Annotated in this window: 14 protein-coding genes; 6 read left to right on the top strand and 8 right to left on the bottom strand. The window is 64.3% G+C overall.

The genetic code is table 11. The annotated features are described in order from the left end of the window. Nucleotides 1-45: 45 nt before the first annotated feature. The gene (locus tag J2W21_RS16795) at nucleotides 46-627 is read right to left on the bottom strand and encodes an LGFP repeat-containing protein (RefSeq protein ID WP_307115662.1); all 582 of its coding nucleotides are present in this window, start codon (nucleotides 625-627) and stop codon (nucleotides 46-48) included. Between the two features lie 135 nt (nucleotides 628-762). Further along, on the bottom strand, nucleotides 763-1,815 hold the full coding sequence (locus J2W21_RS16790) for an FAD-dependent monooxygenase (RefSeq protein ID WP_307115661.1): 1,053 nt from the start codon (nucleotides 1,813-1,815) through the stop codon (nucleotides 763-765). Nucleotides 1,816-2,076: 261 nt separating this feature from the next. On the opposite strand from J2W21_RS16790, the gene J2W21_RS16785 reads away from it, so the two are divergent. After that, nucleotides 2,077-2,214 (top strand): hypothetical protein, encoded by a 138-nt coding sequence (locus J2W21_RS16785; protein WP_307115660.1) that lies wholly within the window; start codon nucleotides 2,077-2,079, stop codon nucleotides 2,212-2,214. Between the two features lie 125 nt (nucleotides 2,215-2,339). Next, nucleotides 2,340-3,410 (top strand): glycosyltransferase, encoded by a 1,071-nt coding sequence (locus tag J2W21_RS16780; protein WP_307115659.1) that lies wholly within the window; start codon nucleotides 2,340-2,342, stop codon nucleotides 3,408-3,410. Here the strand turns inward: J2W21_RS16780 and J2W21_RS16775 are convergent. From J2W21_RS16775 to J2W21_RS16755, 5 genes are all read right to left on the bottom strand, one after another. Then, nucleotides 3,407-4,852 carry a sugar transferase gene (locus J2W21_RS16775; protein ID WP_307115658.1) on the bottom strand — a complete coding sequence of 482 codons (1,446 nt, stop codon included), beginning with the start codon at nucleotides 4,850-4,852 and terminating at the stop codon, nucleotides 3,407-3,409. The genes J2W21_RS16780 and J2W21_RS16775 overlap by 4 nt on opposite strands. 20 nt (nucleotides 4,853-4,872) lie before the next feature. Further along, a complete protein-coding gene (locus J2W21_RS16770; protein WP_307115657.1) occupies nucleotides 4,873-6,222 on the bottom strand; it encodes a UDP-glucose dehydrogenase family protein in 1,350 nt (449 codons plus the stop codon). Between the two features lie 39 nt (nucleotides 6,223-6,261). Further along, a complete protein-coding gene (locus tag J2W21_RS16765; RefSeq protein ID WP_307115656.1) occupies nucleotides 6,262-7,233 on the bottom strand; it encodes a GDP-L-fucose synthase family protein in 972 nt (323 codons plus the stop codon). Beyond that, entirely contained in the window at nucleotides 7,233-8,267 is a 1,035-nt protein-coding gene (gene gmd / locus J2W21_RS16760) for a GDP-mannose 4,6-dehydratase (RefSeq protein ID WP_307115655.1), read from the bottom strand. Before gmd ends, J2W21_RS16765 begins: the two co-directional genes overlap by 1 nt. Nucleotides 8,268-8,381: 114 nt before the next feature. After that, a complete protein-coding gene (locus J2W21_RS16755) occupies nucleotides 8,382-9,605 on the bottom strand; it encodes a glycosyltransferase family 4 protein (RefSeq protein ID WP_307115654.1) in 1,224 nt (407 codons plus the stop codon). A gap of 708 nt (nucleotides 9,606-10,313) precedes the next feature. Here J2W21_RS16755 and J2W21_RS16750 point away from each other — a divergent pair. Beyond that, on the top strand, nucleotides 10,314-11,453 hold the full coding sequence (locus J2W21_RS16750; protein WP_307115653.1) for a glycosyltransferase: 1,140 nt from the start codon (nucleotides 10,314-10,316) through the stop codon (nucleotides 11,451-11,453). A 254-nt stretch (nucleotides 11,454-11,707) separates the two neighbouring features. Beyond that, entirely contained in the window at nucleotides 11,708-12,790 is a 1,083-nt protein-coding gene (locus J2W21_RS16745; protein ID WP_307115652.1) for a lipopolysaccharide biosynthesis protein, read from the top strand. A gap of 2 nt (nucleotides 12,791-12,792) precedes the next feature. On the opposite strand, the gene J2W21_RS16740 is transcribed toward J2W21_RS16745, so the two are convergent. Then, a complete protein-coding gene (locus tag J2W21_RS16740; RefSeq protein WP_307115651.1) occupies nucleotides 12,793-13,977 on the bottom strand; it encodes a glycosyltransferase in 1,185 nt (394 codons plus the stop codon). On the opposite strand from J2W21_RS16740, the gene J2W21_RS16735 reads away from it, so the two are divergent. Together J2W21_RS16735 and J2W21_RS16730 are read left to right on the top strand one after the other, a co-directional pair. Continuing rightward, a complete protein-coding gene (locus J2W21_RS16735) occupies nucleotides 13,976-14,983 on the top strand; it encodes a glycosyltransferase (RefSeq protein ID WP_307115723.1) in 1,008 nt (335 codons plus the stop codon). The genes J2W21_RS16740 and J2W21_RS16735 overlap by 2 nt on opposite strands. A gap of 158 nt (nucleotides 14,984-15,141) precedes the next feature. Continuing rightward, nucleotides 15,142-16,296: a hypothetical protein gene (locus tag J2W21_RS16730; protein WP_307115650.1), complete on the top strand. Its 1,155-nt coding sequence runs from the start codon at nucleotides 15,142-15,144 to the stop codon at nucleotides 16,294-16,296. The last annotated feature ends 14 nt before the right edge of the window (nucleotides 16,297-16,310 follow it).

The raw sequence follows: 16,310 nt of genomic DNA, 5'->3' as shown, positions 1-16,310 counted from the left end.
CGTCGCTGGCGTACCCCTGTTTCGAGGGGCGTGCCGGGCTTCAGGTCAGCTGTTCCAGTGGTAGTGGCCGTTGGCGTCGCGGCCCTTGCTGCCGCAGGTGTACCAGCGGCCGTTCGAGGCCAGGCCCTTCATCCAGACCTGGCTGTTCGCGCAGAAGGCGCCGGGGATGACGCGCCCGTTGACCACCACGGCGGTGCCGCCGCGGGTGGACCAGGTGATGTAGCCGTTCTGGAAGTTCTGCGCCCGGCCGCCCTGGTAGTTGTACTCGTCCGTGGTCGGGTAGCCGAGGTAGCCGAGCTCCCAGCCCTTCGAGGCGTAGGCGGCGCGGATGGCGCCCGCGTTCGGGTGCGCCCCGGTCCTCGAGGACCAGTAGATGGCGCCGCGGGCGTAGTCGCGGTGCGCGCCCGTGCTGGTGCGGACCTCGGGGCCCCGCGCGGCGCCGAGCAGGCGGGAGCCGCCCACGGCCTGGTACTTGGCGTCGATCGCGCTGTAGCCGCCGGCCGAGGCGGTCTGCGGCGCGATGCCGGTGGTGGTGAGTGCGAGCAGCAGGCCCAGCACGAGTGCGGCGATGCCGCCCTTGCCGAGGAGCCTGCTCCCCGTGGTCTGCCGAAGCGACGATGCTTCCATGGAGCCCCCAGTGTTCTACGAGTTCTTGAACGAAGTGGTGGCCCGGTCGGCCGGCCGGGTGCTTGACGCAGCGGACCGGGCTACCGTGATTTTACATGTCCAACGAGGTGCTCCTGCCGCCCTCGCCGAGGTGTCTCACCCTGCGGACGACGGCGCGGGGCGGCGCCGCGCTGCGACCTTGCCGGCGGCGGTGGCGAGGGTGTCGCGGAGCCAGGGGTGGCGCAGTTGGTTCGTGATGCGGTTCATGAGCCGGGAGCCGGCCACGGCGCGCTGGGAGGGGCGGCGGCGGGCGGCGTCGTACCGCGCGAGGCCATCGGCGACGGTGGGGGCGGCGACCAGGGCGTCGGCGAGGGCGAGCCCGTCCATGAGGGACTCGCCGCCGCCGCGGCCCAGGTGCGGGGCCATGGCGTGGGCGGCGTCCCCGACGAGGGCGAGGTTCCCGGCGACGTAGCTCTTGAGCGGGGCGAGGTCCTCGATGCGGCGCCGGTCCACCGCCTCGGGGGTGAGGGTGGCGAGCACCTCGTGCACGCGCGGGGTCCAGCCGCGGTAGAGGGCGCCGAGGAGCTCGAGCGGATCGTCCTCGCGGGTGCCGGCGAGGTCGGCGCGGACGCCGGCGTACCAGTTGGTCCCGCCGCCGGGGAACGGTGCCCGGCCGAAGATCAGCCCGGCGCCCCACGCCTCGAACCCGTCCACGGTCTCGAGTGGGGCCACGCCGCGGAAGGCCACCACGTGGGCGTCGCGGAGCCGGGCGGCCGGGAAGGCGCGGGCGCGCAGGGCCGAGTGGACGCCGTCGGCCGCGACCACCACGTCCGCGTCCGGCAGCCCGGCGGGGGAGGCGACGGCGGAGGACCAGCGGACGGTGCCCTTGGGCAGTCCGGCGAGGAGGGTCTCGAGCAGGTCCATCCGCCCCACCCCGCGGGTGGTTCCCGGGAGGGCCAGGCGGGCCAGGACGCGCCCGTCCGGGCGGAGGAGCTCGCCCGAGGCGATGCTCACGGTCTCCAGCGTGGCGGCGGCCCCGAGGCGCTCGAACGCGGCCCACGCCGCCGGCCACAGGCCCAGGAGCGTGCCGGCGGTGGAGAGCTGCGCGTGGCGCTCGTGGACCTCCACGTCCCAGCCGCCCGCGGTGAGCGCCCGGGCCGCGGCGAGTCCCGCGATCCCGGCCCCGACGATCACAGCGCTACCCCTCATGGGCCCAGCCTAGGACGGGACCGTGGTGGCTGGGCGGAGCCGAAACCCCGGTGGCGGAGCAAAGCCGAAACCCGCCGCACAGCCAGTGCCCAAAGTCCCGGAATTCCGCCAAAATCCCGCGAGATGACGGGCATTCCATCACCATGAAGCCGTTTGACTTGCACTCTTTGGAACTTCGTGCGTGCCTCTGCCATGGTGGTCGTGCACAGGGGCAGCCGCGGCTTTCCGTTGCCGCGCTCAGTGACGCGAGGGGGGCCACTCATGGGCTGGAAGAGCAAGTACCGCCGCCGGCAGTGGTGGCTGAGGAACGAGCGCCTCATCAGCAGGGCGCAGACCGCCCTCCTAGCGGTCGCCGCCGTGGCCACCGTGCTGTTCATTGCCCTGAACATCCACCGCTAGCTAGGAGCTTCCGGCTGTGCCGAAGCTCACCCCGCAGCGCACCCCGGCGTGCCGCCACAGACCCGCGCGGCAGCCGCTCTAGCCTTGAACCCACACGGCAAAGACGAGCAAGGAGTATGGGGGAGATGACGGCCAGGCATGTCATCGCTGCGGGCATCCGGCGCGGCGGCGGGGAGGGCCTGATGGCCTCGGTCGCGGAGGGCCTCTCCGCGCTCGGCGAGGAGCTCCTCGTGGTCGGCCCACCGGCCCGCAGCCCGCTCGTGGCCCGCGCGTCCGCGCTCGGCCTTCCCGTCCACACGCTGCCCTCCGCCGGTCCCGCGGAGTACGCGCGGGATCTGCTCCTGTGGCGCCGCGCGAACCCGGACGGCGTGCTGTGGTGCGAGGGGACCATGCCCGCCCTGGCGACCGCCGGGATGCGGCAGCGGATTGTCGCCTTCGACACGGCGGCCCCGGCCCCCGTGCAGCGACTCCGGTCCGCGGCACGCGCGCGGGCGCTAGCCACGATCGTCCCGTCCCCGTCCGATGCCGCTCAGCTGAAGGGCGCCCGGGCGCTCGCCCCGTCGGTCCCCGCCCTCGAGCTCGTCCGCAGCCCGCGCGGCGGCGGCCCGCTGCGGGTCGGCTTCATGGGCCCGGTCTCCGAGCGCGACGGCGTGCTCGTCCTCGCGGACGCCGTCGACGCGCTGCGGCGCTGGGCCCCCGGGCGGTACCGGCTCCGCATCACCGGCCCGACCCGCTACGCCGATGCGCGCGAGCGCGTCGTGGTCGAGGGCCGGCTCAGGTCACTGGGCGCGATGGTCCAGAGCGTCCACAACATGCCGGTGGACGAGTTCCTGGGGTCTGTGGACCTGCTGGTCTGCCCGGCCGTCTCTCCCCGGGGCTTCTGCTTCCCGGCGGCGACCGCGATGGCCTCGGGCGTCCCGGTGGTGGTGAGCGACGCCGGGTCGCTGTCCGAGGCGGTGGGCCCGGACCACCCGTGGGTGGCGCGCGCGGGCGATGCCGGCCACCTCGCCGAGGTGATCACGGCCGCCGCCGCGGCGCTCCCCGCGGACGACGCCGTGGCTGCCGCCCGCCTCCGCTGGCAGACCGCCTACTCGCCCGAGGCGGGGCGGAAGGCGCTCGGCGCGCTACTCGAGGACCTCGGCCTCCGGCCCGCGGGCAGCGGTGCCGGGGAGCCAATGACGGCCGCCGGAGCCTAGTAGGCGCCGGACTTGCCGAGCACAGCGCGGGCGGTGCGGAGCAGGATCACGAGGTCCTGGACGAGGGACCAGTTCTCCACGTAGGAGAGGTCGAGCCGGATGGCTTCCTCCCAGCTCAGGTCGCTGCGGCCGGACACCTGCCAGAGGCCGGTGACGCCAGGCTTGACGAGGAGGCGGCGGTGGGCGAAGTCGTCGTAGCCGGCCACCTCGGCGGGCAGCGGCGGCCGGGGGCCCACGAGGCTCATCTCGCCGCGGAGCACGTTGATGAGCTGCGGGAGCTCGTCGATGGAGAACCTGCGCAGGATGCGGCCGAGCCGAGTGACGCGCGGGTCCTGCTTCATCTTGAACAAGAGGCCGGCGCCCTCGTTGAGGCTGCGGAGCTCGGCGAGCCGCGCCTCGGCGTCGACCACCATGGAGCGGAACTTGAGCATCTTGAAGGAGATGCCGGCGCGGCCCACGCGCGTCTGCCGGAAGAGGGCCGGGCCGGGGCTGTCCAGCTTCACGGCGGCGGCGACGAGGAGCATGGGGATGCCGAGGATCGCGAGGAGTACGAGCGAGGCCACGATGTCCAGGCCGCGCTTGAGCGCGGCCTTGCCGCCCTCGAGCTTGGGGGTGGTGACGTGGATGAGGGGCAGGCCGCCCACGGGCTGCATGTGGATGCGCGGGCCGGCCACGTCGGTCAACGCGGGTGCGAGGATCATTCCCACGTTGCGCGCCGCGAGCTCCCAACCGAGCCGGCGCAGGTCCTCGGGGGCAAGCGCAGAGCCGGAGATCGCCACCGTGTCCACGCCGGCCTCGGTCACAGCAGCGAGGATCTCCCACACGTCGTCCTGATGTCCCAGGACGGGGATGCTGTGGCCCACGCCGGTGAGCACGACACCGGGGTAGCCGGGGAGGTAGGCTGCGGCGGCCCGGTAGCCCGCCCCCGGGTTGTCAGCGAGCTGCCTGGCGAGGTGGCGCGCACTGCTCGGCGCGCCGAGGACGAGGACGCGGCGGAGGTTGCGGCCGTCGCTGCGCGACTGGACCAGGACGCTGCGCAGGACCCAGCGGGAGATCAGCAGGGAGATGATGCCGAGGGGGAGCGCCACGGCCACGTAGCCGCGGGCGGTGTCGAGGCCGAAGACGTAGGAGAGGATGGCGATCGCGCCGAAGAGCCACAGCGAGGAGGTGAGCACCCGCTTGTACTCTTCGGGGCCGTGGCCAAGAATCGTGCTCTCCCGGGTTCCCCCCGCCCCGAGGATGAGCCACCAGGCTCCGATCACCACGACGGTGACCAGGGCATAGGGGGCGTGCCAGGTGTGGCTGACTTGGATGGAGGTGTCGTCGGATCCGAAGCGGAGCATCTGCGCACCGACGGTGGCCCAGATGATGCACACGAGATCGGACAGGCCGAGCAGGCCGAGGTGCTTAGTCGGGCGTGGAACGGCTGCGGAGGTAGCCATGGCGGCCGTCTCCCGGGCGGTCATTCCGCGAAGGCCTTGGCCAGATCGGCCGCAGGAACGAAGCGCTTGCCCAGGGCGGTGAAGTCCCACCCCGCGTCTTCCCACTCTGCCGGGTTGAGCACGTTGCGGCCGTCGATGATCTTGCGGCCTTCGGTGAGGGGCATGATGTCTGCTGGCTTGAGCTGGCGGAATTCGTTCCACTCGGTGAGGAGGAGTACGAGGTCAGCATCGGTCGCGGCTGCCTCGAGGGAGTCGACGTAGCCCAGACGCGGGAAGCGCTTGGCGGCGTTGGCGTTGCCCTCGGGGTCGTAGACGGCCACATCGGCTCCGCTGTTGAAGAGGCGCACGGCGATGTCGAGCGCGGGGGAGTCGCGGACGTCGTCGCTGTCCGGCTTGAAGGCGACGCCGAGTACGGCGACCTTCTTCCCCAGAAGCGGGCCGAGCATGGTTTCGGCAAGGTGGACCACCCGGTCGCGGCGCCGCAGATTGATCAGGTCCACCTCGGACAGGAACCGCATGGTCCTGTCGAGTCCAAGCTCGCTGGCCCTGGCCTGGAGCGCCCTGATGTCCTTGGGCAGGCAGCCCCCGCCGAAGCCCACGCCGGCGTTGAGGAAGCGTCGGCCGATCCGCGCGTCATAGCCGATCGCATCCGCGAGGGTGCGGATGTCGCCGCCCACGGTCTCGGTGATCTCGGAGAAGGCATTGATGAAGGAGATCTTGGTGGCGAGGAACGCATTGGCGGCCACCTTGACCAGTTCTGCGGTCTCGAAATCCGTCACGATGAGCGGAGTGTCGAGGGCCAGAGCGTCGGCGTACACGGCGCGCAGCAGGTCCTCGTCCTCCTGGCTCTCCACACCGAAGACCAGTCGGTCCGGGGAGAGCGTGTCCCGGACGGCGAAGCCTTCGCGCAGGAACTCGGGATTCCACGCGAGACCGACCCGCAGGCCCGCGTCGGCGTGTCGGTCGATGACTTCGCGCAGTCGCCGCGCCGTCCCCACCGGGACCGTCGACTTGCCGACGATCAGCGCGTCCTTGGTGATGTTCTCCGTGAGGGACCGTACGGCCGCATCGACGAAGGTGAGGTCCGCGGCGTGCTCGCCGGCGCGCTGCGGGGTGCCCACTCCGATGAAGTGGACGTCAGCCCAGGAGCCCGCCTCCTCGAACGAGGTGGTGAAGCGCAGCCGCCCGGAGGCCACGTGCTTGCGCAGGAGCTCAGGGAGCCCCGGCTCGTGGAACGGGAGCACCCCGTTCGCGAGTGCCTCGATCTTCGCCGGATCGATGTCCACGCCGAGCACCTCGAAGCCGAGCTCGGCCATGCACGCGGCATGCGTTGCCCCAAGGTAGCCCGTGCCGATGACGCTGATTCTCATATTTCCCCCCTGAATCAGACCTGCGGTGCGTGCCCGCCCTTACTTGCGGAAGTCGTCCTGGTGCTCGCGGAACCACTCGACGGTGCTCCGGATCCCCTCATCGAGGCCGATGCTCGCCTTCCACCCCAGGGCAGTGAGCTTGCTGACGTCCATGAGCTTGCGGGGCGTCCCGTCCGGCTTCGTCGTGTCCCACTCGATGGAGCCCGTGTAGCCGACGGCCTCTGCGACCGTTTGGGCGAGCTCCTTGATGGTGACGTCCGTTCCCACGCCCACGTTGACCTGCTCCGGGCAGTCGTAGTTCTCGAGGAGGTAGAGGCATGCCTCTGCCATGTCGTCGACGTGCAGGAACTCCCGCAGGGGTGATCCCGTGCCCCAGTTGGTGACGCTCTCCGCGCCGCTGAGGCGCGCTTCCTCGTACCGGCGGATCAGAGCCGGCAGCACGTGCGAACCCGTCGGCGAGAAGTTGTCGCCCGGGCCGTAGAGGTTGGTGGGCATCGCGGAGATCCACGGCAGCCCGTACTGTCGGCGGACTGCCTGGACCTGGAGGATGCCCGCGATCTTGGCGATCGCATAGGCGTCGTTCGTGGGTTCCAGGTGCCCGGTGAGGAGGTACTCCTCCTTCAGGGGCTGCGGCGCGAGCTTCGGGTAGATACAGGATGAACCGAGGAAGAGCAGGCGCTCCACGCCGTGCTCGAGGGCCGCGTCCATGACGTTGGTCTGGATGCGCAGGTTCTCGCTGAGGAAGTCGACTGGGTAGGTGTTGTTGGCGAGGATCCCGCCCACCTTGGCTGCGGCGAGGGCAACGTAGCGGGGCTTCTCGGCGGCAAAGAACTCGAAGACGGCCTTGCGGTCCTTCAGGTCGAGCTCGGACGACGTTCGCCCGACGAGGCTGCTGAAGCCTTCGTCCTCGAGCCGCCTCCAGATTGCCGATCCTACGAGGCCCCGGTGCCCGGCAACGTAGAACGTGGCCGAGCGGTCGAGGGCGCCGGGGGAGTAGGAGTTTTCAGGCATCAGACGAGAGCCTTCCAGCTGTCAAGGTCGACGCTGTCGATCCACTTGCCTCCGGCGTGTTTGAGGGCCTCGACGTCGGCGTCCACCATGAGGCGGGCAAGCTCCGGTGTCTTGACCGTGGGGGTCCAGCCGAGCTTCCGCTCGGCCTTGGAGTAGTCGCCGATGAGGGCGTCGACTTCGGTGGGGCGCAGGTAGCGCTCGTCGAAGCGGACGTGGTCCTCCCAGTTGAGGCCGGCATGCTCGAAGGCGTACTGCAGGAAATCCCGGACGGTGTAGCCGGCGCCGGTGGCGAGGACGAAGTCCTCGGGCTCATCCGCCTGCAGCATGCGCCACATGCCCTCGACGTACTCGGCGGCGTAGCCCCAGTCGCGGACGGCATCGAGGTTGCCCATGTAGAGATCCGACTGGACGCCGGCCTTGATCGCGGCCACCGCGCGGGTGATCTTGCGGGTGACGAAGGTCTCGCCGCGCCGCGGGGACTCGTGGTTGAAGAGGATGCCGTTGACGGCGTACATGCCGTAGGCCTCGCGGTAGTTCCGCGTCACCCAGTAGCTGTAGACCTTGGCCGCCCCGTAGGGGGAGCGGGGGTAGAACGGGGTCTCCTCGTCCTGCGGCGGCGGAGTCGCGCCGAACATCTCGGACGAGGATGCCTGGTAGAAGCGGGTCTGGATTCCGGCCATGCGCACGGCCTCAAGCAGCCGGATCGAGCCCATGCCCGTGGTGTCGCCGGTGTGCTCGGGCTCGTCGAAGGAGACGCGGACGTGCGACTGCGCGGCGAGGTTGTAGACCTCGTCGGGGCGGATGTCCGCCAGCAGCGTCACGAGCCGCGCGCCGTCGGAGAGGTCTCCGTAGTGGAGGAAGAGGCGGGCCTCGGGATCGTGGGGGTCGACGTAGAGGTGGTCCACGCGAGCGGTGTTGAACGTCGAGGCCCTGCGAATGAGCCCGTGGACTTCATAGCCCTTGGACAGGAGGAGTTCGGCGAGGTAGGAGCCGTCCTGTCCAGTGATGCCGGTGATAAGCGCCTTCTTAGGCATGTGTCCCCCCATGTGGTCCCCTATAGTGCAGCCGCGAACGGCCAAGCAGAGTTTAGCGTGTCGCGTCAGAGCCTGCAGTGGCAGGCGGGCCAAATGCGTCTTATGAGACGCGTTCTAGGCGTGCGAAAGGAGAACACGCTCATGTGCTGTGATCGCGGCCTCAGCCGAGAGCATGCGCAACGCGTACCTCTGGCCGTTCGCGCCGAGCGCCGTGGCGCGCTCTGGGTCGGCACCGAGCGCTTCGATGGCCCGGAGGAGTACAGAGGGCCGCTCCGGGTCGACTCGGACCCCGCCCTCAGAGAGGCGGATCTCGTCGGAGGTCGCGCTCTCCTCATGCGTCGCGGCCACGACCGGGAGCCCGGTGGCGAAGTATGACGTCAGCTTGCTGGGCACAGACATCTCTCTCACGTCTGCCAGCTCGTTCACCAGGAGCACATCAGCTGCGCGGAGCGCCGCCGAGTAGGCGGCGTCATCCATCGGGCGGACGAAGGTGAGGTTTGGGATGCCGGCACCTGCTTCTTCGAGGGCCGCCCGGCGATTGCCATCTCCTAGCAACACGAACTTCACCGGGCTCCCCAGCGCGCTCGCCAGTCTCGCCGCCTCGACCACGTTCTCGAGGCCTTGCTTCACCCCCATGTTGCCTGCATGGAGCGCGATGATCTCGCCCTCAGCCCAGTCGAGCTCGCGGCGCGCCAACCCTCGGTCGAACTGGGACGGCAGTTGGACGTGCGACCAGTTGCGGACAACGTGGACCTTGGACTTGGGGACGTTCAGGTCGTCCACCACATATGCCCGGAACCTGTCGTGGATAACGGTGACGCTCGCGCAGGAGGAGAGGATCGCGGATTCGACCCTGCGCATCGCCCGAGACACGATGCTCCGCCGGCCGGCTGTCTCCTCGAGGCCGCGGCTGTAGAGGTCTTGAACCCAGATCGCGACGCGCTTGCCGCGCAACCGGGCCTTCAGCACGGCAAGCCCGGAAGAGAAGAGAGCGGGGCTAACCACGAGAACGGTGTCCGGCTCGCCCCAGCGGACGAAGACCGCATGAAGGCCAAATGTGAACTCCATGAGCAGTCTCGAAAGCGTCCTTGGTGCGGCTGGAACCGTGTGGCGGACGCGCTGTACAGGGACGCTGTTCACCAGCTCTGTTCGCGACAGGCCGGTGTAGCCCTCCTGGACCCGCCACCAGGGGTAGTGGGGATAGCCCGTGAGCACTCGTACGTCGTGGCCCTGACCACGAAGCCCTTCCACCAACTTCGTGGTGTAGGGAGCGTTGCCGGTCGGCTCGGGCGCGTAGTTCAGAGCGACGACAAGCACCGTCGAGAGTGGTTCTGTCACCTGTGGGATACTACCCGAGGCCACAGTCTTGGTATCACGAGGAGCGGTGTGCAGTGGGGGAGAAGTCTTCGGGAATGCCAGCACGGGACCACGTACGGGTCATTGATCTTGCGGCGGCACCGGGAGAAGGGCAGGCATGGGGGCGGCCGGCTTGGGTAGTCTACATTTGGGGATTAGCAGAAGCGTGCTTGGTCACGAATCCGCTTCAGGTGTCGTCTAGGCTTCGGGTCGCCGTCCTGCGCCTCTTCGGTGCCAGCATCGGTGCTCAAGTGATCTTCAGACCTCGCACCAGGGTGAAATTTCCGTGGAAACTTCGAGTCGGCGATCGAAGCTGGATCGGTGAGGGTGTCTGGATACACAATCAGGACCACGTATCGATTGGCCAGGACGTGGTGATTTCGCAAGAGACATTCATCACGACGGGGAGTCACGCGCTCAGGGAGGACATGCGGCTGATCACAGCGCCTGTTGAAGTTTCGGATGGCGCATGGGTGACGACCAGATGCATGGTGCTTGGAGGGACCACAATAGGTACATCGGCAGTTCTGTCGCCTGGAACTGTGATTGGTCCGAATGAGGACGTGCCCGCAAACACGGTAGTAAAGACCACCGCTGATAGACGCACTTTCCCTCGCTTCGACGCGAAATCCTTGGGTAAGATTGACAGCTCGCCAATCGATGGCAACTCCGGTCGGACCGGCTAGTGCAATGAAAATACTCCAGCTAATCCAGACGGTTGATGTGAGTTACGGAGGACCGTCGCGGAACTCGTTCGAGCTCAACCTGACGCTGAACAAGATAGACGGCGTATCGGCACAGCTCATATATATGAAACGAACGCCCAATAGATCTGTTATCGATACGTATGGGGGAGCGCTCGGACCTCTGCCTGCCCGCAGACCGGCACAGCTGCGGCTTCTCGATGGACGGAACGCGATTGGCGTGCGTCGACTATATGCCTTGGTACGCGGCGCTGATGTCATCGTTGTCCACCAGTACTATCTCGGATGGATACTGCCACTCGCGATCCTCGCAAAGCTTCTGCGAACTCCCTTCGTCATTACCCCTCACGGTTCTCTGACGTTTCACCAGCAAACTGTCTCGGTTCTCAAAAAGCGCATCTTTGAGCTTCTTGTTGGGAGGTTTGTTCGCGACAGTGCAACAGGATGGGTTACGGGGTCTGAAATAGAAGCGGGTGAACTGCGCGCGAGTGTACCGGGGGCTCGGGTGTCGGTTGGCGGTGTGGGCACGCCCGTCCCCCAGCAGAGTCTGACGAACGGTTGGCACGAACCGCTCAGATTACTCGCCCTTTCCCGCATCGCCCCCAAGAAGCGCCACGACCTCATCCTCGGGGCTGTAGGGGTGCTGCGAGAACGCGACATAAACGTTCATCTCGACATCGTCGGTGACGGGCCAGACGAATTGAAGATGAAGCTCGAGAGGCAGTGCCAAGCTCTCGGTATCGAAAGCGTCGTCACTTTCCATGGTCAGAAAACAGGGCAAGACAAAGAGCGGTTCTACTTTGGTTCAGATATCTATGTTCTGCCGAGTGACGACGAAAACTTCGGAATAAGTCTGGCCGAGGCGCTTGCGCATGGCCTGCCATGCGTTTCCTCAGCGGCAGTGGCGGCTGCCCAGGACCTACCGCTCGCATGTGGGCGCGTCCTATCGTCTCCAACCCCCGAAAGTATCGCGGACGCAGTGGAAGACCTTCAGCGCGGCAGCCGGAGGGAATTCGCGCGAGCAGCACAGCGATACGCCCAGCAGAATTTTTCGTGGATGGCCGCCGGTCAACGATGGCATGAAGCGTTGGTCGGGATTATTGAGGAAGATGCCAGCGGGCGGTGAAGTCCTTAGGTAGTTCGTTTCTGGCGAGGCTGTTGTCATTTCCTTTGACCGCGCTTGCAACTTTTCTTTCGACGTCGCTGTTTATCCGAGTCGGAGGACCAGAAGTCTATGGCGGCGTCGCTCTCGTGGGTGGGGTATTTCTTCTCTTCCCGTTCTCAGACCTCGGCACCGGCGCTGCGGTCGTCAATGCTGTCGCAGGATCCATGCATGGACGACGGCATGCGCTACGGGTGATTCGGAGCGCATTTCGATGGGTGTTCGTTTCAGCGATCTGCTTCACGTTAATTGGGTGGGCAGGGGCGTCGATCTTTTCTTGGCGCAATATCTTGAGCCTCGGTCATTTTCCCGCGAGTGATGTGGACCATACTGTCGCGGTGTGTATGACATTATTTGCAGCAACGATACCCTTGTCGCTGGGGCAGCGTATCTTGCTTGGGTTGGGGAGAAACGATCTTGTCCTATACTCACTTTCAACTTCAAGCCTTTTCACGCTCGCAATAGCCTGGCTTCTTTCATCCGGGGGTACCTCAGGGATTGAGCTTGCTGTCTCCATACCCGCGGGTGTGCTGCTCTCCCAACTCATCTGCTTTGTCTTAGGCTTGCACACCTATGCCTTACCGCTGGGCTTAGCGATATTCGGGGAAACCGGCGAGCATCGAGAGATTATGCGCACAGCGGCGCCCATGCTTGTCCTCCTGATAGCCCTACCCGCAGCTATCCAAGGCCAACGACTTATAGTGTCTTGGAGCGACGTTCCTACGGCCTTGGCTGTGTACGGCCTTGCGATGCAAATCTATTCGCCAATCTGGTCCTTCATTGCAGCGACTTCTGGCGCCCTGTGGCCAATGTTCGCCAAAAACAGAAGCCACTCGGCGGGCAAGGCGCAAGTTGTCCGCCAGTCTCTCGCCATTTTCTTCGGTGTCGGCGCCTTTGCTGGGGCGGGGACTATTCTCTTTGGGGATGCTGTCGCGAGCCTGATCTCTCACGGAACGATTCATCTCAGCGTGAGCGTCGTCATATCGATGGGCTTCATGCTTTTCGTGCAGGCTGTTCAGCAGGTCCCTGGCATGTATCTCACCGATTCACGCGGGCTTGCCTTTCAGTCCCTTTGCGTCGTGGTTATGACTATCGCAAACCTAGCGCTCTCTGTCACCTATACCCCAATCTATGGACCATGGGTGCCGTTTGCTGCAACTGCACTAAGCGTGATGGCTTTCCAAGTTATACCCGGCGTAGCTCGTGTGAATACTGAGGTCGGGCTGCTCACGCCACGAAGAGGTCGTTTGCGAATCGGTCGTCACCATCGTTTAGAGATGAACAGGTCAGGAAAACCCTAAATTCAGGTGTGGTCCGCTATGCTTTCATAGATTCGGCCGAGATGTGCGGCTTGGCGCTCCATGTTGAAGTCCTCAAGTACGCGCCTCCGACCGTTGGTGCCCATTGAATGCGCCAGCAGATCCTCGGTTAAGACGGTCTGAAGGGCATGACTTAATTGCTTGATGTCGCCTTCGGGAACTAGGAGTCCGGTTTCACCGTGTGCCACGGCCTCCTGGACGCCACCCGAGGCGTACGCGACAACTGGTAACTCTTGCAGTGCCGCCTCAAGAAATACTGTTCCAAACCCTTCGCGGGTGCCGGCCGAGCTCGGGATGGAAGGTCCGCAGAACAGGCGGTGACGTGCTAAAAGTGTTGGGATTTCGGAAGAGCTGCGCAACCCGGCGAAACGAGCATGTAGTCCTAGATCTCTCGCCAGAGACTCAAGGGGAGCGCGTTCAGGGCCATCACCCACGATTGTGATTGGAGTGCTCCGTAGATGGGGAGGAAGCTCTGCTGCGGCTCTGAGGAGGTGGTGCACCCCCTTAATTTTTATGAGACGGCCGACGAATATGATGCCCTCCCGACTTTGGGCACTCGCTTTGTCCACGGGTGGCACCCCTGTGTAGAGGACCTCAGTCTTGCCCAGAGGGGCTCCCCCCTGCACCAGCTGATCTGCGAGGTAGCGAGAAGCAGCAAGAAGCAGTTTTCCTTCTTTGAAGAGCGACCTTAGACCCATCTGATAGCGGCGTTCGAGACCGGGTACGCTCGAGCCATAGATTCTAGTGTCAGCACCGTGGAAAGTCGTGATGAGAGGGAGTCCGGTTCGGCGGGCTAGAGGCAGACTGTTGACGCCTCCGCTTCCGAAGTGAGCATGGATTAGCTCACACCGGAAGGAACGAATCATCTCGACGTAAGTGTCCATGAAAGGTGCGGTGCCGAACGAAATCCGCGCAACTTTTCCGAGAAAATTACTCGGATAGGGTGCGAAGTCGGCCCTCTCTAGGCCAGCAGCGAGGCTGTTGAACCCAATCTTGAGCGGGCTCCAACCTGGAACTGCCCTGATCTGATTGCGTATAAACGTCTCCGAGCGAGGAAGCCAGCCATTTTTCCAAATAGCAACCGCCCGATCGTGGCTTCTCATCCGGTATAGCTCCCAAGGGTCGCGTTTGAATATTACGTCGGATAATGTATCATGCGATGTGGGCATGCGGGTCCGGTGCCGCCAAGCAGATGCTGTCTGCGAACTCACGTGGCTGGCGTTCGTAGACCCGCTTCTGACGGTTCGATGTGAGCCAATTCGGGTCAATTGGTGGATTTCACAGTTTAGCAAGGGGGAGCTTTGTGCTATTCAAAGATTTTTTTCTTGGGGGCTCATTATGGTCGGCAGTGACCTTGTGCGTATTCGATTCGTGATCCCCACTCTAGGCAAGAATCTCGCTTGGCTGAGTCAGTGTGTGGAGTCCGTACTCTCGCAGGATGTCCCAGTAGACCTTCTTCTAGTGGCTCCTCGGAATGAAGCGCTTTCACGACGAGCGCAGGAATGGGGGGTCCGTATAGTAGACGATCCCGGAACCGGGCTTTCCGATGCGCTGAACCGGGGCTTCGGAATGGACGGATACGACGTCCTTCCAAGCGGCGTGGAATATTTCGCTTGGCTGGGTGACGACGATATCTTAGCGCCTGGCTCGCTGGCGCAAATGGCCGAAATGATGGATGCGAAGCCTGAAACAACTCTGGCACTGGGACGGGTGCGTTACATCACGGGGGATGGATGTAGCAAGTGGGTAGTCAGAAGCGGCTCTTGGGCGTGCTGGTACTCGCGCATCGGTCGTAACTTCATGGGACAGCCGGGCTCTTTGATGCGTCGGCGTGCTTTCGAGGCGGTTGGTGGTCTTGATGGTTCATTGAAGAATGCGATGGATCAGGACCTGTTCATTCGACTGTCGATCCAAGGTCCGGTCGCATACGTCCCGATTGAGGTCGCCGCTTTCCGGGTTCATGACGGCAGCATTTCGTCGCGAAAGGGCGGCAACGATGAGCGAGCTCTAGTTAGTGCTCGATATCGTCCAAAAATGCCTTTCTTTTTCGATGTTATGGTGAGTTTTGCTGCTCGCATTGCTGATCGGGTTTTGCTGAGTGTCCATCCCAGGCTTCCTGATCCCCCCGCCCCGATGAGGTGTGGTTCTAGGTACTATGAAAACTCTGCCGGTTGACATTTTGTCCCCGGTCATGAGCGTGCGACGATTTGAGTCGCACTCTGATACGTGTGCGAGGGTGCGAATTGCTAAGTGTAGCGACTGACTCTGGTCCGAAGACGAACCGGATGGTTCTCTTCTTTGCTCTCGGGGCGTCTTCCGCAATCCCAATACCGATGGTGCCCGATGTCGTTGGGTTGCCCCTCTTCCTAGCGATTTTTTTCGGGGTCGGTCGTTGGCGGCGAAAGGGCAGCCTCCGCGGTGCTAAATGGCTTTTTCTAAGCGGAGTGGTGTCAGGTTTAGCGTACGTTTTTTTTACCTACGCTGATGGGGAGAGTCCGTTCCAGAGGGCCGGTGTTATTCTGGCTGCTAATGTCGTCGGACTGATCGCGTATTTAATCGTTGCCGAGGGCTCTCTAGACGCCGTAGCATTCATCATCGCTGGACATGCTCTTGCCTGGGTCCTGCATAGTGCTATGGCGCCGGTCGGCGATGCCGCGGGTTCCTTTGGGAACCTCTGGAAATATGCGATCGCTGTGCCTGTGACGATCCTTGTCCTATTTGTCGCGAATTCAAGCGAGCGGCGATCTCTTGTCTCGGGGGTGCTGCTATTCGTAATTGGGATAGTATCGATATTTTTGAACTTTCGCTCCCATGGTTTGGTGTGTGCAGTTGCTGGAGCGATCTTGATCGCTGTACATAATCAGGGTTTTGGGCAAAGCGGGCGTCGTTCCCGAGTTCGCAGTTCAATCGCTTTGGTTCTAGTGTTACTTCCTGTTCTTGCATTGCCTGCCCTAATCGAGTCTGGAATCTTCGGCGCAACAGTACAGGAGAAGGCTCTCAGCCAATCCGACGGCGGTCCCGTCTTGCTTGCGGGCCGGACTGAGCCAGCTATGTCGTATTTCATTATATCGGCACGACCGCTTACCGGTTGGGGCAGCGTGGCCAACGTGCCGGAGAGTTTAGTCCTAGAGGGACGTGATTTTCTTCAGTCCGTGGGTGTCGATAACACGGAAGCGATATACCGTCTCTGGCACCGATCGGGCTACGAGGTAACCCTTCATTCGATGTTGGCTCAATTATGGGTCGAGGGAGGGCTGCTGGCAGGAATCTTCCTCGTTGTTTTGATTGGGGCTGGAATGGTTGCGGCGTTCCGATGGAAGGGACCCTTCGGCGGTATGGTGGTGTATCTTGCACTGCAAATCGCGTGGGACACTCTTTTCTCGCCACACACGGCCTATACAGCAACTCTATGGGGGATGGCTGCTGCGCTTTTCGCGATCGGCTCGCGCAGAAATCGTGGCAGTTTGAGTGAAGCGCGTTTTGGCTGACTCCCCGTTCTCAG

This window comes from Sinomonas atrocyanea, assembly GCF_030811715.1.
Lineage (GTDB): Bacteria > Actinomycetota > Actinomycetes > Actinomycetales > Micrococcaceae > Sinomonas > Sinomonas atrocyanea_A.
Note: the sequence above shows the minus strand (reverse complement) of the source record. Positions and strands in the feature narration are given on the sequence as shown.